Genomic DNA, 21,270 nt, shown 5'->3' with positions numbered 1-21,270 from the left:
AACCACAGTGAGGTGCCGGACGACTCACCGCTGCCGCCCCCATGCCCGGTGACGGGTCGTGCGGACGAGCTGGTGGGTCGTTATGCAGACGCCCTACTTTCAGGTCAGGAGGAAGCGTCCATGAGCGGAACCTCGTCACGACCCGTCGAGAAAAGCGGAACCTTCAAGCTGGGCGGCGACCTGCCCATCCATCGCCTGGGCTACGGCGCCATGCAGCTCACCGGTCCCGGCATCTGGGGCCCTCCCAAGGACAGGGCGGAGGCCGTGCGCGTCCTGCGCCGCGCCGTGGAGCTGGGGGTGGACTTCATCGACACCGCCGACTCCTACGGCCCCTTCGTCAGCGAGGAGATCATCGCCGAGGCCCTGCACCCCTACGCCAAGGGCGTCGTCGTGGCGACCAAGGCGGGGCTCGTGCGCACCGGCCCCAATGAGTGGCACCCGGTGGGCGCGCCCAAGTATCTGCGCCAGGAGCTGGAGCTGTCCTTGCGCCGCCTGAAGCTGGAGCGCATCGACCTGTACCAGCTCCACCGCATCGACCCGAAGGTCCCCGTGGAGGAGTCCCTGGGCGAGCTGAAGGCGCTCCAGAAGGAAGGCAAGATTCGCCACATCGGCCTGTCGGAAGTCTCCGTGGAGGAGATTGAGCGGGCCCGCAAGGTGGTGGACGTGGTGTCGGTGCAGAACCGCTACAACCTCACGGACCGCGTGCACGAGAAGGTGCTCGACTACTGCACGCAGGAGAAGCTGGGCTTCATCCCCTGGTTCCCTCTGGCCACGGGCGGACTGGCGAAGGCCGGCGGCGCGCTCGACTCGGTGGCGAAGAAGCACCAGTCCACACCCGCGCAGATTGCCCTCGCGTGGCTCCTGGCCCGCTCGCCGGTGATGCTGCCGATTCCGGGCACCTCCTCCGTGAAGCACCTGGAGGAGAACCTCGCGGGCGCGGAGGTGAAGCTCACCAAGGACGAACTGGACGCCGTGTCCGCGCAGGCGTCGGGGCGCTGAAGCCGCGACGTCCCGACGCGGCGAACCGCCGTGGGCCAGTCGACGCCCACGGCGAGCCACCCCTCGGCATCAAGGCGTGCCGAAGTCCTGGGTCCAGTAGTGCCGGTAGGTGCTGCCGGGGGCATTGAAGTAGCCGATGCCGATGTGCACGAGCAGCGGGTTCATGATGTTGGTGCAGTGCCCGCTGCTGGTCATCCAGCCGTTGACCACCGCCGCTGGCGTGGAATACCCGGCCGCGACGTTCTCCGCGGCGCGCCGGTAGGTGTAGCCCGTGGCGGTGATGCGCTGCCAGGGCGTGGAGCCGTTCGAGCCGGTGTGGCTCATGAAGTTGTTGGTGCCCATGTCCTTGGAATGTCTGCGCGCCGCGCACCGCAGGCTGGCGTTGTGCGTGAGCGCGGGAGCGGGCGCGTACGACGTCGTTCCACAGACGGCGCCCGCGGCCCGGCGTTGGTTGACGAGCGTGAGGACCTGGTCCTCGAAGCTCGCCCACGCCGGGTCCCAGGTCGCCACGTCGTCACACACCGCGCTGGCCGTGACGTTTCCAGAGGCCGTGCCACCGGTCTCCGTGCGGACCGCGGGCACCAGCGCGCCTTCCTCCTCCGCGGCGGAGATGGGCGTCTCGGGACCTCCACAACCTCCAAGCAGCGCGGCACCCAGCAGGAACACGGGAATGGAGCGGGAATTCATATCGAATCCTTTCTCAGCCAGACGTGTGGCCGCCTCGCGAAAGGCGGTTCCCTCATCCTGGCGAGGCTCGACTCGATGTCGAGAGGGAAACCTGCGCCCGCCTGCTCGCGCGGTGTCCTGCCGCCCATCTCTCTTCCAGGGGACCTCGTCGACATCCGAGCCATGAGGCCCGCGTTCGGGGGTGGTCTGGGGTACGCTGTAGGTGACTCTCTCAGCGAAGGCATGCCACCATGACCGCGCAGCTCCGCGACACCGTCGAATACCGCAAGCACGCCTTCGAGCTCGCGGGGGTCCGTGGCTCGGGCCTGTTCGAACCCTCCGCCCACGGGCTGACGCCCCGGTCCATGTCGACGGCCTGCCAGCGAGGCTTCCTCTGCCTCTACCGCGTCGCGGACAAGCGGCTCCAGTTGGAGGAGCTGAGAATCGGCCTGACGGCGGAGGAGGAGCAGGCCGTCCAGGAGGGCCGTGGCACGCCGCTGTCCGGCCTGCTGCCCACCTACCTCAGCGAGACGCACGAGCGGGTCATCTACACGCGCCTGCGCACCCCCGTGGCCTTCACCGGGGGGCTCCTGGTGGTGGACGGCTTCACCCGAGGGGTGCCCTACCACGACGGATTGCACCCCGCCTGGAGCAGCAAGCGCATCCAGGAGCTGCTCTTCGAGGGCGGGCGACTGGTGGAGGAGCGCGACTGCGGCGAGGTGATGACGCGCGTGCGTGAGCGGGTGCGCGAGAAGTCGCTTCAGCTGGACCTCGCGCCCCACCGGGCGCAGCTCGCGGAGTGGCTCACGGACGCGTTCCGCCTGGACTACGGCCTGGCGGCGGCGGGGGCACCGCGCGGAGGATGAACCGGGGGAGCAGCTCCTCGCGGAACTTCCTCCAGAGGCCCACGTGGTTGTAGTTGCCCGCGGTGAACATCACCACGAGCTCCAACTCGGGGACGACCATCACCAGCTGTCCGCCGTTGCCGCTGGCCTCGTACTCGGAATACACGCGGTCGCCGACGCGCAGCTCGTGGCGCCACCACGCATACCCGTAGGTCCTTCCGGGCTCCATCGTCGCGTGGAGCGCCGTGGAGCGCTCGACCCAGCGCTGGCTGATGATGCGCCGCTCGTTCCACACGCCGCCTGAGAGGTAGAGCTGCCCGAGCTTCAGCGCGTCGCGGGGCCGCATGAAGATGCCGCCTCCCAGGTACTGCTCCCCTGAAGGCATCAGGTCCAAGTGGTAGCCGCGCATCTGGAGCGGCTCGGCGACGTAGCGGGTGAAGAACTCCGGTATCCACGTGCGCGTGGCCTTGCTCAGCACGCCGCCCAGCAGGTTGATGTTCGCCGAGCAGTACACGCCCTTCGTGCCCGGCGCGCGCACCATCGGCAAATCCAACGTGTACTTGTACCAGTCGGGCACCGTGTCATCGAGCCGCTCCTCGTTGCCCGGCGAGGACTCGTCATCGTCGTCACACGCGAGGCCCGTCGACATGGTCATCAGATTTTCGACGGTGAGCTTGCGCTTGCGCGCATCCAGGTGGGCGAGCTTCCCGTTGTACTCGGGGAACAGGAAGACCACGGGCGTGTCGACGGTGAAGGGCGCGCCCTGGTCCAGGGCGATGCCGAGCAGGAGCGGCGCATACGTCTTGGCCGCGGAGCGCAGGTCATGGGGCCGCTCCTTGTCGAAGCCGTGGAAGTACTCCTCGAGCACCAGCTTCCCCCGGCGCGCGATGAGGAGCCCCTGGATGGCGGGCGTCGAATCAGGCCCGGGTTGCGGGTCCAGGATGCCCTGCACGAGCTCGCGCAGGGGCTCCACGTCCATGCCGACGTCGCCGGGCGAAGCCGTCGTCCAGCCATCCCGCTCCGCGACGGGCTTCTCATACACGTACGTGCCCGCGGCAGGCGTGCGCGGGTAGAGGCCCACGGCCTGGTCGCGCCCGCGCGGGGTGAAGTCGAACGTGGCGTCCAACGGCGGGTAGAACAAGGACAACCGTCGGGCCTGGGCATCGAAGCGCCCCTCCAGGCGAGTCGTTCCCTTCGTGGCGACCAGCCTGACGAGGCCGTCCTGGACGCTGACGCGAAACAGCAGCCTGTTGCCGAAGTTGCGCTCCGGGTTGCGGATGAAGGCGCTCAGCGTGCCGTCGGCGTCTTTCTGGACAACCAGGTACAGCGAGAAGCGGTCCTCCAGGGGCGCCACCGTTCCACGCCAGACCTGGGCCTGGAGGGCGCGCAGCTCCACCGGCGTGGCGAACGTCATGCCGCTGGTGCGCACGCGCGGCTGAATCCAGTGCCCGACGATGCGCGTCCGGTCATCGGTGAGCCGCGCGCGCAGCTCGCCCTGGCCGCCGGGAAGGACGAAGGAGACAGCCTTCCCCTCCTGTCGCACCGGCACGTCGAAGCCCGCGATGCGCGCGCGCCAGGCACTCTCCCCGCGCGTCAGCGTCAGCTCGCCTCGGACCTGCGGCCCCAGGACCTGCTCACTGCCCCAGATTCCCACGAGGGACTCGGCCGCCGCGTCAGTCGGCACGGGCGCGGCTCCCATGAGCCATGGGAGCCAGGCGAGGAGGAGCAAGCGTGCCGAGAAATTCCTGGTAACCGAGTTACGGATGGGAGCCATGCCGCGAGGCAACCTACCATGGCCCGGAGTGGGAGCCGCGCATGGACGCCTGGGTGGCTGCCGGCCGCTGAGGGGCCTACTTCGGCCCCTCGCGGAAGATGGCACCCGCGAGGGTGGCCGCCACCGTCACTCCGGCGAACGCCACGAGCGCCGCGGAGACGAGCGCGAACAGCATGGGCAGCCCCGCGCCGAAGTACACGACGGCGACCCAGCCCACCCCCGCCGCGACGACCATGCGCGCGGTGCCCGCGAGCACGGGCCAGAAGACGCGCGCCACGCCCTGGGCGGCGAAGCCCAGGACGAAGCCCAGCCCCAGCAGGCCGTAGAACGGCGCGACGATGCGCAGGTACAGCAGGCCCGGCGCCAGCACCGCCTCGTCCTTGCTGAAGAGGTGCAGCCACACATTCGGCGCCACGGCGGCGAAGAGTCCAATGGAGCCCGCCACCGCGAAGCCCAGCCAGCCGCCCACCCACGCCGTGCGCCGGACGCGCTCGAAATTGCCCGCGCCCGCGTTGGTGCCGACCATGGTGAGCACCGCCGTGCCCAGGCCGAAGAGCAGCGGCACGAGCAGGTAGTCGAGCCGGGACGCCATGCCGTAGCCCGCCAGCGCCTCCACGCCGAACAGGCCCACCGCGCCCGTGACGATGATGACCGTCAGGTTGGGCTGCACCGCGCTCAGCGCCGTGGGCAGGCCCACGCGCAGGATGTCTCGAATCAGGCGCGCCTCCAGGCGCACCGGCGCCAGGCGCAGCGTGGTGCGGCCCGACGCCAGGTGTCGCAGCAGGAAGAGCGCGGCGCCCACGTAGAACATCACCATGGCCAACCCCGCGCCCGCGATGCCCAGCGCGGGCAAGGGCCCGGCGCCGAAGATGAGCACGGGGGAGATGACGACCAGGATGCCCGCGCCAGCCAGCGTCACCGTCGCCGGCAGCTTGACGTTGCCCGCGCCCCGCAGCCCGGCCGCGAGCAGGTTGACGACCCAGAAGGGGATGGCGCCCGCGAACAGATAGTTCGAGTAACGGACCGCCGCCTCCAGCGCGCCCCCCGAGCCTCCCAGCGTCCGGTAGAGCATGGGGCCGAAGAGCCACGCGAGCAGCGTGGACGCAAGCCCCAGCCCGAGCGCCATCACCACCGCGTGCCACACCAGCGCGTCGGCGTCCTCCCGCCGGTTCGCCCCCACCGCCCGGGCAATCGCGGACGCCACGCCGCTGCCGATGCCGCCGTTGGACATCATCGTCATCAACATGAAGATGGGGAACACCAGCGACACCCCGGCCAGGGCGTCCGTGCCGAGGAAGCTCACGTACCAGGTCTCCGCCACCCCGACGAACGCCTGCGCCACCAGCACCACCGTGGTGGGCACCGCCAGCTTCAAGAGCGTCGGGAGGATGGGGCCGTGCAACAGCGCCTCCCGGATGCCGCTCGCGCCTCCGGGGCCTGGGGGCGTCCCGCGCTCGCTGCTGGCTTCGGTGCTCAAGGGGACCGCGCTCTTCAACTGCATGGTTCAGCTCCCGCGTGACGTATGATGAGCGTAATATGATGGGGCGGGGACTCGCAGTGAAAAACGCGCGAGGACGCAGGTGAGCACGAAATCCTTGACCGGGAGAAGGGGTGGGGGGAGCGGCTCTCCAGCCAGGTCCATGACCGAGCGCTCGATGGCGCGCGTCATGGCATCCAGCGAGAGCGCGGGGGAAGGGGAGTGTGAGGGTCTGTCGCATGAAGGTGCGTCCCTCGTCATGGTCCAACCCCACCCTCCAGCTCGGGCAGCTGCTTCCCCAGCTTCAGCGCCAGCCGCAGCCGCGGCTGCGAGTCGCTCCAAATGCTGACCAGATGGCACTAGCTTGAAAAAGCTGTAAAACCATGAGACATGGTTTCACTCGCAGTGATGTCCATGGCCCGTGGTCAGATGAGGAGTTCATCGATGAAACACCATGTATTCCGAGCGCTTTTGGCAGCAGCGACCCTTGGCTGGGTGGGGTGTGGCGGGGAGGGGGGTGAGGCCCTGGAAGGGGAGAAGCCGGCGCCCCTGTCGGCGGCGAAGTCGGAGGCGCTGGCCAGCGGCGGCGGCCCGGCCGTCTCCTGGGTGGCCCCCACGCTCGTCGTCAACAGCAACTTCCCGACGGGGACGCTCCAGTTCAACTCCGAGACGGACTTCACCCGGTTCCTGCGCGCGTTCGATGCCGCGGAGGCTCCCTCCACCGGCTCCATCACCGGCACGCACGCCTACAGCGCCGCCAATACCAACAGCGCCAGCCAGAACTACGTCACCTTCACCGTCTACCTGCTGGCGGGCCAGGACTTCGACGTCGGCACGTGCGGTGTCGAGGGCTCGGTGGCCTCGGGCGACACCTACCTGCGCGTCTATGATGGCGCCAACAACCAGGTCGCCTACAGCGACGACGCCTGCGGCAGCTCGGGCAGCCGCGCGACCTTCACCGCTCCCTCCACGGGCACGTATCAGGTCCGGATGGGCTGTTACTCCAGCAACTCGTGCAGCGGGACGACGGCCTATGTCGTCAACGACGCCATCGGCGCCGGGGCGACCTCGAGCGGCTTCGTCTCCTACAACACCGCGAACACCAACAGCGCGACCCAGAACCACGCGACCCTGTCATTGCAGCTCGAGCAGGGGCAGGCCTTCAGCCTCGGGACATGTGGCCTCGTGGGGTCTGCCTTCACGGGTGACACCTACCTGAGCGTCCTCAATGGCAGCAACGCGGTGGTCGCCAGCAGCGACGATGCCTGTGGTGGCCGGGGCAGCCGCATCGACTTCACCGCCGCCACCAGCGGGACGTATGAGGTCCGCCTGGGGTGCTACGCGGCGGTCGCCTGCACCGGCACCCTCGCCTACACCGTCACCGCGCCGCTGACGCAGGCGCAGATGCTGCCGGGGGGCTTCAACAGCGCGTTCGCGTCGCTCAAGGTCGCTTCGTTCAGCGACCCCGCGGGTGATGCCATCGTCGACGTCACCGAGGCCGAGTACCTGAACGACCTCAAGCTCTACCTCACCGACGACGATTCCATCCGCAAGCTCGTCGACCCCGAGCTGCAGGTCGTCGTGGGCAACACGCTGCGCCACATCACGAACCTGGGGGTCTTCACCGTCGAGCTGTCTCAGCTCGCGGCGTACCGGAGCTGGTACAACGCGAACAAGTACGCCATCAACGTCGACCCGAACTACACCTCGGTGCCGGGTGAGACGTCCCTGGGCGATGGCAGGTACCAGGTCATGCCGGGCGTCACGCGTGCGGTGGGCCGGGACTACGGCGTGCCCGACATGAAGCTGTTGGGCAATGACGAGGAGGGCGGCGGCGCTCAAACCCTCACCCAGAAGCTCGAGGCCCAGGGGGGGGAGTGGTCCGGGTCCGACATCCTGGCTGAGAAGAGCGAGGTCCAGGAGTCGAAGACGTCCTGCTCCGACGGCCTGACGGAGAAGGGCAACAAGGGCGGGGAGAACGGCCGCATCGCGTACTGGTGGGGCAAGGTCAACCTGCACACGACGGCGTCCGGGGCCTGGACCCACGACACCGACTGCACCTCGGGCGCGAACCTCGACCCGCTCGCCTACTGCCGCAAGTTCTGGCCGTTCACGGCCTCGGTGCAGGAGGTCCCCGTGACGCAGAAGCCGGGGGCCCCCTGGCTGTCCGCGGGTTGCACGGGCCCCACCGCCTACAACGGCCTGCGCGAGTTCCTCTGCAAGGACACCCTTGCGTGCAACACGACTCCGCCCGCCAACCTCCCCTATGCGTCCTTCCCCGTGGGCTCCAACTTCCGGCGCTCGGAGAACGTGGGTGTCACCAGCAACCGGCGCTTCGTCTTCAAGGCGCAGCACACCTGGCAGCCGCTCAGCATCATCTACGAGCGCATTGGCGTGAAGGCGAAGCTCCAGCGCAAGAAGCGCTTCCTGTTCGTCTCCTACTGGGGCCCCTCGAACGCCGACGAGATGGTGATTTCCATCGACAACATGTACCTCTGGACGGACTACATCTTCCCGGCTCCGCAGCAGTTCAACACCCTTGCGCAGCCGAAGTTCGACGGCCTGGCGGACTACAAGATTGGCAACTGGGTCGTGAAGACGATGAACCTCAAGGTTAACGCGAGCGCCCTGGGCTACCGGGTGACGACGGCCCAGATAGGGCAGTGGCTCAACAGCATCTTCAACTCGCTCATCGGCAGCACGTACCAGAACCTCTATGAGAGCATCGTCAAGAACATGATCGACTCCATCGATTCGACGTTCAGCCAGCGCTACAAGGAATACGCCAAGCGCGTGATGCAGCTCGCCGAACAGAATCGCCTCAAGTGGACCATCGGCGAGGCCCGCAAGCCGCAGTGTTATGGAGAGTCCAACCGCTGGACCTTCGACTGGAACATCGGGTTCGGTGACGCCACGTACGACTACCAGATGAAGACAGGCGCCTTCTCCGCGCGCGCCCGCGTCGGCAACGACTGGTACGGCATCCGTTTCGTGCGCCAGGATTAGAACCTGTTTCGTTAGGGAAGAAGGTCGGCCTCCTGCCGCGTCGAAGCGGCAGGAGGATGCGACCAGGGGGCGTGAAGAAGGACGACGGCTCGCGAGGCGTCGGTGGGGCGCACCTGGATGGCCGCGACGCAGGCAGGCCATCGCCACCTGGGTGGGGCTCGTGGGCTCGTTGGTGTTGGCGCGCGCCTTGGGCGAGCTTGCGCTGACCGATTCGGGCTGTCGGCGGAGCGAGTCCCCGCGTCAGGCCTTGCTTCAGGGCGACCGAGGTCGCGAGCCCTGCTCCGAGGGGCTGCCGTTGCCGCCCCGAGTGAACGTGGCCACGCATGTCCACCAGAGGTCACGGTCCATCCGTGGGCGGGGTGCTCCAAGCGGTTCACGGTGCGCGGCCCTGGACCGACGTGGAAGCGCGACGACGGTTCATCCTGGAGGTCGGCTCGTGATTCGTCTGAGCAACAGCACCCTGGTGTCCCTGCCTCCTGGCGTGGCGCGTCCCGCGTATGACCGCACCCGGGTGACGCCGGGCATCGCCCACATCGGCGTGGGCCAGTTCCATCGCGCGCATCAGGCGCTCTACCTGGACCGCTGCCTTGCCCTCGCGGGCCAGGAGCGCTGGGGCATCGTCGGCATCGGCGTCCTGGATGGCGCGAGGGAGCGTCACACGGCGGATGCGCTCCACGCGCAGCAGGGCCTCTACAGCCTGACGGAGTTCCCCGCGCGGGGGCGTCCCACGGTGCGAGTGGTGGGCTCGCTCGTGGACTACCTCCATGCCCCCCGGGACGCGGAGCGGGTGCTGGAGCAACTGGCGGCTCCGGACCTCCGCATCGTCACGCTGACGCTCACCGAGGGCGGCTACAACATGGACGAGGCAGGCCACTTCCTGCTGGAGACGCCCGCCGTCGCCAGGGACCTGGATAGTCAGGTGCCAACGACGGCCTTCGGACTGGTCGCCGAGGCGCTGCGGCGTCGGCGCGAGCGGGGCCTCGGCCCCTTCACGGTGCTGAGCTGCGACAACCTCCGCCAGAATGGCGACGTGGCGCGGAGTGCCTTCCTGTCATTCGCTCGGGCGCGGGTGCCGTCGCTCGCGAACTGGATGGAGGAGCACGTCACCTTTCCCAACGGGATGGTGGACCGCATCACCCCAGGCGTGACGGAGCACGAGGCGGCCCGGCTCAACGAGGCCAGCGGACTGGATGATGCGCTGCCGGTGTACTCCGAGGCCTTCATCCAGTGGGTCGTCGAGGACAGGTTCTGCGCGGGGCGGCCTCCGCTGGAGCGCGTGGGCGTCCAGTTCACCGACGACGTCGGGCCTTATGAGCAGGTCAAGCTGCGGCTGTTGAATGCCTCGCACAGCCTGCTCGCCTTTCCGGGCCTCCTGATGGGCTACCGCTTCGTCGCCCAGGCCATGGAGGACCCCGCGCTGGTGTCCCTGCTGCAAGCCTTCCTCCGAGAGGACGCGGAGCCATTGCTCCAGGCGCCCCCGGGCCTGTCCGTGCGGGACTACGGCGACACGGTGCTGGAGCGCTTCAGCAACCCGGCCATCAGCGACCAGCTCCTGCGCATCGCCAGTGACAGCGCGTCCAAGCTGCCCAACTTCGTCGAGCCCACGGCGCGCGAGGTGTTGCGACAGGGTCGGGACTCACGGCGTCTCGCGTTCCTGCTCGCGGCGTTCTGTGAGTACCTGCGAGGCGTCGACGAGCGCGGCCATGTGTTCCTCCCCGTGGAGCCCCACCTGACGGAGGCCGAGGTGCGGCGCGCGCATGCCACGGACCTGAAGGCGCCGCTGGGCCTGGCGATGTTCCGGGAGTGGGGATTGGCGGAGCATCCCGGCTTCGTGAGGGATTGCGTCCACTTCCGCAGGGAGCTGCGCTTCAAGGGCGTCTCGGCGACGCTGGCGGAGCTGACGCGGTCGATGGAGGAGGCCTCCGCCTGAGCGTCGCGTGGAGCACCCCGCCTCGCTGATGGCGGAGTCCTCCCTCGCCTGTCACACGCTGCAGCGCCTACTTGCTGTCGAGTGTGAAGACGCCGTCCCAGTCCTGGGGCGGAGGCGTTACGAGCAGGGTGTCGCACCGCGCGGCGAAGCGTTGCGATGGCGGGTCCTCGGGCGAGGCGAGGAACGCCGCGCGAGCTTCCGTGAAGCGCTGGGAGCGGTACAGCGCGAGTCCCTCGGCGAAGTGGGCGAGGTGTGGCGCGGGCACCGTGTCCGCGGTGCCCACGAGTTCGAATACGCGGACGGGCTGCTGCTTGCCCTTGACGCGCAGCAGGTCCAGCTCACGCGCCAGCACCACGCCGCGCGCGGCGAGCAGTGTGTCCTCGGCGACGAGCGTCCGGGTGCCGTAGACCTTGGCGGCGCCCTCCAGCCGTGAGGCGAGGTTCACCGTGTCGCCGATGACGGTGTAGTCCTGGGCCGCGCTGGAGCCCAGATTGCCCGCCACCGCGTGGCCCGTGTTGATGCCGATGCGGCAGTCGAGTCGCGGCAGCCCGCGCGCCTCGAACACCGGTGACAGGCGGTCCACCACCGCGAGCAGGTCCAGCGCGGTGAGGCACGCGCGCGCCGCATGGTCCTCCAGCGGAAGCGGCGCGTTCCAGAAGCACATGATGGCGTCGCCGATGAACTTGTCGAGCGTGGCCCCATGCAGCGTCAGCACGCCTGTCGCCTGCTCGAAGTAGGTGTTGAGCAGCGCGACCAGCTCTTCCGGGCTGAGCTGCTCGCTCATCGAGGTGAAGCCCACCAGGTCACTGAAGAGGACCGTGAGCAGCTTCCGCTCTCCACCCGGCGCAGCCTTCTCCGGGTTCTTGAGCAGCTCGTCCACCACCTGCGGCGCGAGGTAGCGCTTGAAGAGGCCCTTGATCTGGTCCCGCTGTCTCAAGCCGCTGACCATCTCGTTGAAGGACTGAGCCACCCGGCCCACCTCGTCGGTGCCTCGCACGGGCACCTCGACGGTGAGGTCTCCCAGTCGCACGCGCCCCGCCGCCGCCTCCAGCTCCACCAGCGGCGAGGCGAGTCCGCGCGCGAGGAAGAAGGCCGCCGCGAGCGCGAACAGCACGATGCCCACTGCAGTGGGCATCAGCCAGAGCTGGAAGCGCTGGAGGATGGGTTTGATTTCCACGTCGAAGTCCCTCAGGACGAACACCTGACCCAGCGGGGGGGACTTGTCGGTCAAGCCGCTCAGCGGCCCCTCGCGAACCAGGTAGAGTGTGTCGCCGAGGTACACATCGTGCGCCTGCCCGGCCTCCATGTCCGGGCCATCCAGCCGCGTCTCCAGCGGGAGCTGTGTGGCCATGGTCCCATCCTCCGCGCGCACGGCGAAGTGGACCTGGGTGTCCACCATCTGTGACCCCGAATCCGGCTCCTTCAGCAGCACGTCCGTTACCCACTGGCCGGACAGCACCACACCCACCGGCACCTCGTGCGATGTGCCATAGGCAGGCTGAGCATGGACGAGCAGCAGGTCTCCCTCGCGCAGGTCGTCCTGACGGATGAAGGTGAAGGGCAGGGCGCGCAACTGCGCGGGAGACCACAGTGCCGACCTGGGCCCCGTATTCAGCGCGGCGTCCAGCAGCGGCAGCTCCAGCGGCTTGTCCCCCAGTTGCTTTGGAGCAGCGCGCGTGTAGACCAGCCGCCTGCTCGCGTTGAAGAAGGCCCACGGCAGTTCGCCGCCGAAGGCGTCCGTGTCGGCGGAGTCGATGACGTAGCGCGCCTCGCGGATGCCGTCTGCCTCCGCCGTCTCGTCCCCGAGTCCGGCCTGGGCGTCCTGGGAGTTGACCGACAGGGACATCTCCCTGAATGAGCGGTCCTTCGCCCGCGCCTCAGCCACGTCGCGAATGCGCTCCTGGCTTATGCGGGCACGCCGCTGGAAGGACCCCAGCGTGCGCTCCAGGTCGCTGGCGATCTTCTGCCTCGCGGCGTCCTTCACCGCGAGCGTGGTGAGGACGAACGCCGCGACGAGCGACGCGCCTGCGAGCGCCATGAAGGCGAGAACGAGCTTCCGGGTCAGCGTCACCGCGGAAGATGATAGCCGCGCAAGGGTGCTCCCCGCGAGCCTAGGGACTCTTGTCTGAGTAATCAGGCCGGGGGCCGTACTTCTTGCCGTGCTTGTCCAGGTGGGTGTCGTCCGCGCGCGTCTCGGTCAGCTCGAGCGTGGCGGTGGCGGTGCCTCCCGACTCCACGACGACCTCCACGCGGGCGATGTCGCTCTTCTCGTCCCGCCGGTGCATGGCGAAGAGGGGATGGCGTCCGGGCGGCACGCCGCGCAGCTCGAAGCGCCCGTCCTTGTCCGTCACCGCGAAGGCCCGGTTGGGCACCACCACCACCGTGGCCACCATCTGCTCGTGGATGTCGCAGTACACGTCGATGATGCCCGTCTTCTTGAACGTCTCCACGTACGTCTCGCCCGGCCGGTTCTTCCCCGCGTCGAACCGGCGCGCCACCGAGCGCGAGAAGACGTTGTGCAGCACCACGTCCCGGTTGGCGAACTCCACCTTCTGGCCCGCGACGATGGGCAGCACCGAGGGGAAGAAAGTCTTGTCCCGCTGGCTCATCTTCGCCACCTCGGTGGGAGCCTCCTCTGTGTAGCCGGTGAGATAGACGACCACGCCGGAGCGGTCCGCCTTGGGCGTCTGCTTGCCGTCCGGACCGGTGACGAAGATTCGCACCTCGCCCCGCACGCTCCCCGGCTCGGCGCTCGCGAGCGGCGCGGCCAACAGCAGCGCAAGGAGAAGGAGCTTCACAGTGCCACCGCCCATATGAGCCTCGGCATGAAACGCGGGGTTTCGTCGGCGATGCCCGTCAACCCGACGAAGGTGCCCGCAGTAATCCACATGCGCCCGAACGTCCACGCCACGCTCGGCCCGACGAAGACGTGCGGGTCCGCGTCCACGTCCTTCAGGCCGAACTCACCGAAGGACTCCAGGGACAGCCGCAGCTCGTCCTCGATGACGGGATAGGAGACGCCCACGGAGTACGTCCCCAGGATTTGGACCGGCGCGTCGCTCGCGCGCAGCCCGGGGATGCCCACCTGCGTGCCCAGGTCCAGCGCCACGCGCAGCCCGCTGTCCCATTGGTACGAGCCGACCAGGTCCGCGTCCACGCGTGAGGGACTCGAGTCGCGGATGGACTGGTGCCAGACGGCGCGGATGAGCGGCTGGAAGGGGCGGTCATCGCCTCGGGGGAAGAGGCGGTAGCGGAAGTCGGCCTCGAAGGAGTCCAGCTCCGTGATGTCCCGGGTGGCGAGCACCTGGAAGGGAATGGCGAGCTCCAGGTGCTGGCTCAAGCCGATGACGGGCCCCCACCATATCCAGTAGACGGAAGGGCGACTGGGGAACGCGGGAGCGCGACTGCGCGCCCACAGCCACTGCTCCAGCTCGACGTCGCCCTTGGGCACGATGTCGGTGTCGAACGTCCAGATGAAGGGGCGGCGGCCAGCCAGGGCGGGCTCGGCCCACGTCACTCCCAGGATGCACGCCACCAGTGCCAGCCAACGGACTGCTCGCATTCGCGCTCCCCACCCCGGGCGACGGGGTGCTCGTGCTGGTGCCTAGCACACCACGCCCGGAGGTGGGACCGACAGGCGATTACAGCCGGTCGCTGATACGCTGCTGCAACAGCCAGTCGTAGAGTTCCAGGGTGGCGTAGGCGGTGTCCCACGTCGCCCCGTTGTGGCCTCCGTTGGGATAGATGGTGACGCGCATCTTGCTCTCACCCGGGCCGCACTTCGTGTCGAGGTGCGTCTTGAGGTTCGTCGCGCGGCCCGGCGTGTCCTGACCGCCGTGGAAGGCCCAGATGGGCAGCGGCTTCAAGTTGCAGACGTTCGCGTCGTTCTGGGGCGTGGAGGTGAACGCGATGGGGACGATGGCCGCCACCCGGTTCGTGTTGTACATGCCCAGCTCCAGGCTCATGTTGCCGCCGCCGCTCAGGCCGGTGATGTAGATGCGGTCCGTGTCCACGCGGTAGTCCTTCTTGGCGTCCTCGAGCAGCGCGAGCACCGCGGGCGCGGCGAACCAGCCGGTGCCCTCGTTGGTGAACGGGAGGCGCTGGGTGGGCGAGATGACGATGGCCTTCATCGCGGCGCGGAAGCTGGCGGAGGAGAACTGCTTGGCCAGGCCCTCCGGATTGCTCAGCACCGCGGTGCGGTCGACGGTGAGGGTGGCTCCTCCCAGGCCGTGCATCGCGATGATGAGGGGCCAGCGGGTGGTGCGGTCGTTGTTGTACTGCTCGGGCAGGAAGAGGGCGTAGTCGTAGCGGACGTTGCGGACCACCGTCTGCTGCCCGGCGGCGCACGTGGTGGCACCGGTGGGCGCGGCGGCCGGCTTGCCCATGAGCTTCAGCTCGCGCAGCCGGCAATAGGGCTTGTCCTTGCACACCACCCGGACCTGCGTGGTGACGACGGGCGCGGTGAAGGTGACTGTCTTCAGCGTGGTGCTGAGCGGGTTGCCCTCCACCACGGTGCCGGGAATGGTCTTCCAGCAGCCGCCATCCCAGGCCTGCAGCTCGAAGGCGGGCATCGCGTAGGAGGCGGTCGCCGAGGTGGACAGGTGCAGCTCCGCGCTGCGCACCTCGAAGGCACCCTGGAGGTCCACGTCGAGGTAGTTGTGCGTCTGGAAGTGGTAGCCGGACTCCCAGCGGGTGGTGAGGTTGTCGTCCACCGCGTTCGACGCGGCGAAGCTCCCGTTGACGGTGCCCGCGGAGGCGGGCTTGTGGAGCGCCACGTTGGTGAGCACGTCCGGCGCCGCTGTCACCGTCACGCTCACCTCGTCGGAGGCCGTGGCCCCATCGTCATCCGTGGCGGTGAGCCGGAAGACGAAGACGCCGGCGGACAGCCCGGCCACGCTCAGGTTGGCGGTGGTGGTGCCGCTCAACGTCGCCGAGGGACCGCTCACCTGCGTCCAGTTCAGGGACGTCACCGTGCCGTCCGCGTCCGTGGCTCCGCCAGCCAGCGTCACGCTGGTGGCAGGCAGCGTCAGCGACCGGTCCGGCCCCGCGCTGGCCACGGGCGGGATGTTCACCTGCGTCGAGTGGGGCGTGCCGAAGACCCACAGCTCCTTCACCCGGCAGTTGTCCGCCAGCGGGTCCCTGCACGACAGGCGCACCTTCGTCGCCGTCACGGGCTGGGGGAAGGTGGTGGACACCGCGATGCTCGTGTTGCCCGTCTGGCTGGCCCCAGGCAGCGGCTTCCAGCCCGTCCCGTCGTCGTAGAACAGCTCGTAGCTCTGGATGGGCCGGGTGTCGCGGAAGCCGGTGTAGAGCTCCATCCGGACCAGGTCGAACGTCCCTTGCAGGTCGATGTCGAGCAGGCGTGTCTGGTTGTAGATGCCCGGGCACCAACGAGAGTCATCGCCGGTGATGTTCCCATCCACCGCGTACTCGGGAAGAAAGCTCCCCTGGGTGGAGCTGGCCGTGGCGGGCTTGTTCAGGGTGACGTTGATGAGCTCGTCGATTCCGGCGCGCTGCCACGCGGGCTGAAGGGCGCGCTCGTCGCCCTCCGGCGCACCGCAGCTCACGAGCACGCTCGCCACCAACAGACGGGTGAGGGATTGAAGCCGTCGCAAGATGTTCCTCCTCGGGATGGTGAAGGAGGCATCTTGCATCGGTTACAGCGTTGCATAACTGTAAAAGTGGTTAATCTTGTAAGTCGACAAAAGAGCGGAGGCCGTGGGCCACGAAGCCCAGCATGAGGATGGAGGCGGAGGGGGTGTCGTAGAAGCGGCGATATCCCGCGCGGACCTGCTCCAATTCCTCCGGCGAGATGAGCCCGGCTTCCATCGCGGGACGCAGCCGCTCCGGGTCCAGCTGCCGTCGGAACGCCTCCAGGCCCAGGGCGTCGCTGTGGTACGCGATGACGTCCAGGCGGACCTCGGTGAACCCGGCGGCGGTGAGCAGCCGCACCAGGTGGCGTCCGATGAAGCGATTGCCCCCGCGCTGGAGCTGAAGCCGCTCCGCCTTGCGGTGGATGGGCGCCAGCTCCGGAAGTGACGGCTCCGCCACGCCCCACAGTCCGGCGTCCAGCTCGCTGACCACCAGCCGTCCCCCAGGGCGCAGCAGCCTGAGCGCCTCGCGCGCGGCGAGCAGGGGCTCCTCCAGGTGTTGAAACACGAAGCGCGCCAGCGCCAGGTCGAAGCGCGCGTCGGGGAGCCCCGTGTCCAGGACGGAGCCTTGGTGTACTCGCGCGCGTGCTCCCAGTCGCGCCTCCGCGAGCAGACACATTCCCGGGTCCAGCTCGACGACATGCACCGCGCCGGAGGGCACCAGCTCCAGCAGCTTTTCCGTGACGAACCCGGGCCCGCCTCCCAGCTCCACCACCGTCATGCCCTCCGTCAGCCCCAGCGAGCGCAGGAGCCGCTTCTCCTCCGGCCAGCTCAGCTCCACCTGTGACTTCAACCTCGCCAGCTCCTCGTCGAGCCCTCCCGGATTCTCCTCCGGACGGTACGAGCCGCTCATTCCGCGCCCCAGTGGCGAGCCCGCATCGGAAGCCCACCCGAGGGACGCAGCGTCACCAGCGCCTCCGGCTCGACGTGGTGGCCTTCCACGTGCTGGAGCTGGAAGCGCTGGACGACCATGGCCAGGACGAGCCGGGCCTCCATCATCGCGAAGTTGCGGCCGATGCAGACGCGCGGCCCTCCGCTGAAGGGGAGATACGCATACGGATGACGAGCCGAGGCGCGGCTGTCGCGGAAGCGCTCCGGGTCGAAGGTCTCCGGCTCGCTCCAGTAGTCCGGATGGCGATGGAGCAGGTAGGGACTGACGATGACCAGGGTGCCGGCGGGGAGGTGATAGCCGCCCACGCAGTCGTCCTCCCGGCAGATGCGCGACATCAACCACACCGGAGGATACAGGCGCATCGCCTCCTGGAGCACCCGACCGCCGAAGTCGAGCGACCGCACCTGCTCCGCCAGCACGGGCCTCGCGCCGAGCAGCGCCTGGGCCTCCTCGCGCACGCGAAGCCGCGCCTCCGGATGCAGGCCGAGCAGGTGAAGGCTCCAGGTGAGCGCCTTGGCCGTCGTCTCGTGGCCCGCCATCAGGAAGGTGAAGATCTGCTCGCGCAGGACCCGCTCACCCGCGGGCCCTTCGAGCTGTCGGGGATGCGCGTCCAGGAGCAATGCCAACAGGTCCGAGCCGCCTCCTGCCTCGCGGCGCCGCGAGAGGATGCGCTGGACCAGCGTGTCGATGAGCTGGCTCGCCTCGCGGAACTGTCGAAGGCCCACCGTGTCCCCGGCGTCGAAGCGGGACATGAAGTTGTTGAGCCGCTGCACCGCCCCGGCGAAGTCCGTGGTGGCGTCCTCCCAATCACAACCAAAGAGACAGCGGGTGACGATGCGAAGCGTGAGGTGTCCCAGTTCGCGCTCCACATCGAAGGGAATTCCCGTGCGTGCCGGGTCCTCCCAGCGGCGCAACATGTCCTCGGTGCACTCCGCCATCACCTGGACCCAGGGCTCGATGCGACTGTGCTCGAAGGCGGGGCGGGCCACCCGTCGCTGCTCGGCCCAGGCCTCGCCCTCGGTGGTCATCAAACCCTGGCCCAGCATGGGCAGAAGCATCATCAAGTCGGGCGTGCCCTGCTTGACGTAGTTGCGCGCGTGGCTCTGCAAGACGTGCTGCGCATGGAGGGGATGATTCACCACCACGGTGGACCATCCGCCCGCCGTGTAGCGGAAGAGGCTCCCGTGCTTGCTGGCGCTGTCGAGGAGGAAGCGCAGCGGCTGTGCGCGCAGCACTCCCAGGTCCGGGGCATCCTCCACCAGCGGAGGCGGGGGCAGGGTGAGGTCCGAAAGGCTCATGGCATCACCCGGGGCCCAGGCTCTGAGTCCTGGAAGAGGGGATGGCGTGCCGCGCGGTACGACGCGGAGAACACGCCCTGGAGCTTGCGGTACTCCCGCATGAACTCCTCCCGAGGCATCCGCGTCCGCGTCACCGCGTGCTGCAGGTCGAAGTGCTCCCACTGGGGCCGGCCATTCGGCTGCCGCTCCAGGATGTTTTCGAAGGACTCGCACGCGGGCGTGCCCGGCAGCGGCGTGAGCAGGGTGAAGGACGGGTAGTCGACGCCGTGCTCCCGGATGAAGGCCGCGAGCTGGTCGAACTCCCGGGGCGTGTACTCCGGCTTGACGATGAAGCTGGCGAAGACGTGGATGCCCAGCTCCCGGGCCGCCTGGAGTCCCTGGACAATCTGCTCGCGCGCCTGCCGCTTGTTGTAGTCCTTCAGCTCGTGGTCGAGCACCGCCTCCAGCCCGAAGAACACCCGCCGCAGGCCGATGTCCCGCCACCGGCGCATCAAGTCCAAATCCCTCAGGAACGAATCGATGCGGCAGTACGCGAAGAACTCCTTCTCCATCCGCGCGGCTTCAACCTGCTCGGCCAGGGCCCACATGCGGCGTGGGTTGACGAAGGGCTCGTCATCCACGAGGAAGACGTACCGCTCGGGAATGGTCGCCAGCTCCGCGACGACGTGCTCGACGTCGCGCTTGTAGTAGCGGCCATCCATGATCTTCCACAGCGAGCAGAAGTTGCACCGGAAGGGGCAGCCCACCGTGGTGCGCAGGAGCGCGATGGGCTTCATCCAGTCGATGAAGTAGCTCCCCCGGTCCTCCTGCACCAGGCTCCTGTCCGGAAAGGGCAGCGCGTCGATGTCCAACTGCGGCGGCGCTCCTCCGAAGCGGAACGTGTCTCCCGCGTCACGTGCCCAGGCGCCTGGGATTCCCCCGAGGCCCTTGCCCGCCTCCAGCGCCTGGAGGATGCGCCGGAAGGGGCGGACGCCCTCGCCGCTCACGACGCAGTCCACCTGCGGCTCGAAGAAGTCCTCCGGCATCAGCGTGGCATGGTGTCCACCCACCACCGTGCGGACGTTGGGCAACAACCCCTTGCTCTGCCGGCACAGCTCCAGCATCCGGAGCACATGCATGGAGTAGCCCGTGACGCCCACCACGTCGGGCTCGAAGCTCCACAAGGTCAGCATCAGGTCATGCGGATGCAGGCGCAGGTCCAACAACCGCACCTCGTGGCCGTCCTGGCGCGCCCCGGCGGCCAGGTATTCGAGCGCGAGCGGCTCCGCGATGGCGCCCAGGTCTCCCCAGCCGATGAGCTCCCTGCGCGCATTGGGATAGAGCAAAAGGACCTTCATCCGACGTCCTCCTTCGCTCGAGTGCCGAGCGCGAACTCACCCACCGCGCCCTCGACCCGTGACGGGATTCCACTGGCGCGCGCGAACAGCTCGGAGTCGCCGCCACCCAGCGCGCACGGCGCCAGGTCCATGGCGGTCGCCACCAGATAGAGCGTCTGGAACAGCACGCCGACGTTCTTGAGGATGAGCGCGTAGCCCATGGCCTGGTACTTCCAGAAGACGCGCGGGAAGCGGGCCGTGATGACGAGGAGCACCTGCGGCCGACCCTCCCTCGCGAGCGTGTGCCACGCCCCCTCCAGCAACTGCTCCACCTGGGGCGTGCGTGGCGTCAGCTCGCACAGCTCGTGTTGCCCGGAGCGGTACTGGTACAGGCCGGACTTCAGCCCGGTGCAGCGGTCCACGACGAGGTACAGCTCCAGCTCATACAGCGCGCCGCCGCCAGGGTAGGGTCGCTCCCCCAGCTCGCCATGGTCCGAGGAGAGGACCCGCCGCGTGCGCGCCGCGCGGTACAGCAGCTCGCCGAGTTGCTCCAGGCTGATGGCGGGCTCGCCATACGTGCGCAGGGAGCGGCGGCGCTCCAGCACCTCGGTGAAGGTCGAGTCCTCCCGCGCGAGCCGCTCCAGGTCGGGCCGGGGAAGCGGCACCACCACCTCGCTCATCCGAGGCTTCAGCAGGGGCAGGGGCTCCATCCACTGCTCGAAGCGATAGGTGGCGCCGTAGGGACTCGGCAGCCGCCCCAGCCGGCTGTGCGCGTGGAACGACAAGTCCTCCGGCTCCCAGAGCGAGAGCCGGGCGTCCTCCTCCCCGGGGACGTGCACCGCCTTCGCGTCCAGGAGCATCCCCAGGAGGAGGTCCACGGCCTTCAGGGGCAGCGTGGCGGCGCGCTCCGTCAGCTCGGGCAAGGAGCGCGGACAGGACAGCGCCAGGAGGAGCGCCGCCGCGCGGGCGTCATGCAGCAGCACCCGCGCGTGGGACACGGGCGCTTCCACCACGAGCTGGTGGTCCTCGCGACGCACGCACGCGAGCCGTGAGAGGACATACTTCGCCTCGGGCCGCCGAGGCTCCGAGTGGCCGGGGGGCGTGCTCGGCAGCAGCGTCGCCAGCGGCGCTTCGTCCATCAGCAGGGTTCGGCACAGGAAGTCGTTCCGCGCGAGGGATTGGAGCAGGTGCTCCACCAGGACGCGCGCGGCGGGCCCGTCATGCGGCTCCGCGGCGTCGAACATCGACTGCTCAGTGCAGCCTGTCTCCAGGCGCTGGAGACAGGCGAGGGCGCCGGGGGACAGCCCTCCGAACTCCAGGCCGAAGCGAGGACTTGCGACGACGCGCCGTCCATCCTCCAGCGCGTGGACCTTGATGCCGGGCGTGAGCCCGAAGGATTCATGGAGTCGCATCGCG

At 68.7% G+C, this 21,270-nt stretch carries 15 protein-coding genes; 4 read left to right on the top strand and 11 right to left on the bottom strand.

Annotated elements, in window-relative coordinates; translation table 11 throughout:
• Nucleotides 1-120: 120 nt before the first annotated feature.
• The gene (locus tag G4D83_RS34725) at nt 121-999 is read left to right on the top strand and encodes an aldo/keto reductase (protein ID WP_163869177.1); all 879 of its coding nucleotides are present in this window, start codon (nt 121-123) and stop codon (nt 997-999) included.
• Between the two features lie 69 nt (nt 1,000-1,068).
• Here G4D83_RS34725 and G4D83_RS34720 read toward each other — a convergent pair whose 3' ends face one another.
• Nucleotides 1,069-1,686 (bottom strand): CAP domain-containing protein, encoded by a 618-nt coding sequence (locus tag G4D83_RS34720; protein WP_163869176.1) that lies wholly within the window; start codon nt 1,684-1,686, stop codon nt 1,069-1,071.
• A gap of 230 nt (nt 1,687-1,916) precedes the next feature.
• Between G4D83_RS34720 and G4D83_RS34715 the strand changes: the two genes are divergently transcribed.
• Nucleotides 1,917-2,531 (top strand): hypothetical protein, encoded by a 615-nt coding sequence (locus G4D83_RS34715; protein WP_163869175.1) that lies wholly within the window; start codon nt 1,917-1,919, stop codon nt 2,529-2,531.
• Here G4D83_RS34715 and G4D83_RS34710 read toward each other — a convergent pair.
• Nucleotides 2,470-4,194: a serine hydrolase domain-containing protein gene (locus G4D83_RS34710; RefSeq protein ID WP_240356963.1), complete on the bottom strand. Its 1,725-nt coding sequence runs from the start codon at nt 4,192-4,194 to the stop codon at nt 2,470-2,472. The two genes, G4D83_RS34715 and G4D83_RS34710, sit on opposite strands and share 62 nt — an antisense overlap.
• A gap of 166 nt (nt 4,195-4,360) precedes the next feature.
• The gene (locus tag G4D83_RS34705) at nt 4,361-5,785 is read right to left on the bottom strand and encodes an MATE family efflux transporter (protein WP_163869173.1); all 1,425 of its coding nucleotides are present in this window, start codon (nt 5,783-5,785) and stop codon (nt 4,361-4,363) included.
• Between the two features lie 420 nt (nt 5,786-6,205).
• Between G4D83_RS34705 and G4D83_RS34700 the strand changes: the two genes are divergently transcribed.
• Entirely contained in the window at nt 6,206-8,767 is a 2,562-nt protein-coding gene (locus G4D83_RS34700; protein WP_163869172.1) for a PPC domain-containing protein, read from the top strand.
• A gap of 436 nt (nt 8,768-9,203) precedes the next feature.
• Nucleotides 9,204-10,697 (top strand): mannitol dehydrogenase family protein, encoded by a 1,494-nt coding sequence (locus tag G4D83_RS34695; protein ID WP_205522794.1) that lies wholly within the window; start codon nt 9,204-9,206, stop codon nt 10,695-10,697.
• Nucleotides 10,698-10,764: 67 nt separating this feature from the next.
• Here the strand turns inward: G4D83_RS34695 and G4D83_RS34690 are convergent, their stop codons facing one another.
• From G4D83_RS34690 to G4D83_RS34655, 8 genes are all read right to left on the bottom strand, one after another.
• Entirely contained in the window at nt 10,765-12,735 is a 1,971-nt protein-coding gene (locus G4D83_RS34690) for an adenylate/guanylate cyclase domain-containing protein (protein ID WP_240356961.1), read from the bottom strand.
• Between the two features lie 73 nt (nt 12,736-12,808).
• Nucleotides 12,809-13,495 (bottom strand): carboxypeptidase regulatory-like domain-containing protein, encoded by a 687-nt coding sequence (locus G4D83_RS34685; RefSeq protein ID WP_240356959.1) that lies wholly within the window; start codon nt 13,493-13,495, stop codon nt 12,809-12,811.
• A complete protein-coding gene (locus G4D83_RS34680) occupies nt 13,492-14,259 on the bottom strand; it encodes a hypothetical protein (protein WP_163869169.1) in 768 nt (255 codons plus the stop codon). The genes G4D83_RS34685 and G4D83_RS34680 overlap by 4 nt, the downstream gene beginning before the upstream one ends.
• Nucleotides 14,260-14,338: 79 nt before the next feature.
• The gene (locus G4D83_RS34675) at nt 14,339-16,312 is read right to left on the bottom strand and encodes a discoidin domain-containing protein (RefSeq protein WP_163869168.1); all 1,974 of its coding nucleotides are present in this window, start codon (nt 16,310-16,312) and stop codon (nt 14,339-14,341) included.
• Nucleotides 16,313-16,382: 70 nt separating this feature from the next.
• Nucleotides 16,383-17,201, bottom strand: a complete 819-nt coding sequence (locus G4D83_RS34670; protein WP_163869167.1) for a class I SAM-dependent methyltransferase — start codon at nt 17,199-17,201, stop codon at nt 16,383-16,385.
• Nucleotides 17,198-18,538: a cytochrome P450 gene (locus G4D83_RS34665; RefSeq protein WP_163869166.1), complete on the bottom strand. Its 1,341-nt coding sequence runs from the start codon at nt 18,536-18,538 to the stop codon at nt 17,198-17,200. Before G4D83_RS34665 ends, G4D83_RS34670 begins: the two co-directional genes overlap by 4 nt.
• The gene (locus tag G4D83_RS34660; RefSeq protein ID WP_163869165.1) at nt 18,535-19,875 is read right to left on the bottom strand and encodes a B12-binding domain-containing radical SAM protein; all 1,341 of its coding nucleotides are present in this window, start codon (nt 19,873-19,875) and stop codon (nt 18,535-18,537) included. Before G4D83_RS34660 ends, G4D83_RS34665 begins: the two co-directional genes overlap by 4 nt.
• On the bottom strand, nt 19,872-21,266 hold the full coding sequence (locus G4D83_RS34655; protein ID WP_163869164.1) for a SagB/ThcOx family dehydrogenase: 1,395 nt from the start codon (nt 21,264-21,266) through the stop codon (nt 19,872-19,874). Before G4D83_RS34655 ends, G4D83_RS34660 begins: the two co-directional genes overlap by 4 nt.
• Between the last annotated feature and the right edge of the window lie 4 nt (nt 21,267-21,270).

This window comes from Myxococcus eversor (genome assembly GCF_010894455.1).
GTDB lineage: Bacteria > Myxococcota > Myxococcia > Myxococcales > Myxococcaceae > Myxococcus > Myxococcus eversor.
Note: the sequence above shows the minus strand (reverse complement) of the source record. Positions and strands in the feature narration are given on the sequence as shown.

What these genes read in the sequence shown, in the direction of transcription:
- G4D83_RS34725 (WP_163869177.1), top strand. Translation starts at nt 121, where the DNA reads ATGAGCGGAACCTCGTCACGACCCGTCGAGAAAAGCGGAACCTTCAAG.
- G4D83_RS34720 (WP_163869176.1), bottom strand. Translation starts at nt 1,686, where the DNA reads ATGAATTCCCGCTCCATTCCCGTGTTCCTGCTGGGTGCCGCGCTGCTT.
- G4D83_RS34715 (WP_163869175.1), top strand. Translation starts at nt 1,917, where the DNA reads ATGACCGCGCAGCTCCGCGACACCGTCGAATACCGCAAGCACGCCTTC.
- G4D83_RS34705 (WP_163869173.1), bottom strand. Translation starts at nt 5,785, where the DNA reads ATGCAGTTGAAGAGCGCGGTCCCCTTGAGCACCGAAGCCAGCAGCGAG.
- G4D83_RS34700 (WP_163869172.1), top strand. Translation starts at nt 6,206, where the DNA reads ATGAAACACCATGTATTCCGAGCGCTTTTGGCAGCAGCGACCCTTGGC.
- G4D83_RS34690 (WP_240356961.1), bottom strand. Translation starts at nt 12,735, where the DNA reads ATGGCGCTCGCAGGCGCGTCGCTCGTCGCGGCGTTCGTCCTCACCACG.
- G4D83_RS34680 (WP_163869169.1), bottom strand. Translation starts at nt 14,259, where the DNA reads ATGCGAGCAGTCCGTTGGCTGGCACTGGTGGCGTGCATCCTGGGAGTG.
- G4D83_RS34670 (WP_163869167.1), bottom strand. Translation starts at nt 17,201, where the DNA reads ATGAGCGGCTCGTACCGTCCGGAGGAGAATCCGGGAGGGCTCGACGAG.
- G4D83_RS34665 (WP_163869166.1), bottom strand. Translation starts at nt 18,538, where the DNA reads ATGAGCCTTTCGGACCTCACCCTGCCCCCGCCTCCGCTGGTGGAGGAT.
- G4D83_RS34660 (WP_163869165.1), bottom strand. Translation starts at nt 19,875, where the DNA reads ATGAAGGTCCTTTTGCTCTATCCCAATGCGCGCAGGGAGCTCATCGGC.
- G4D83_RS34655 (WP_163869164.1), bottom strand. Translation starts at nt 21,266, where the DNA reads ATGCGACTCCATGAATCCTTCGGGCTCACGCCCGGCATCAAGGTCCAC.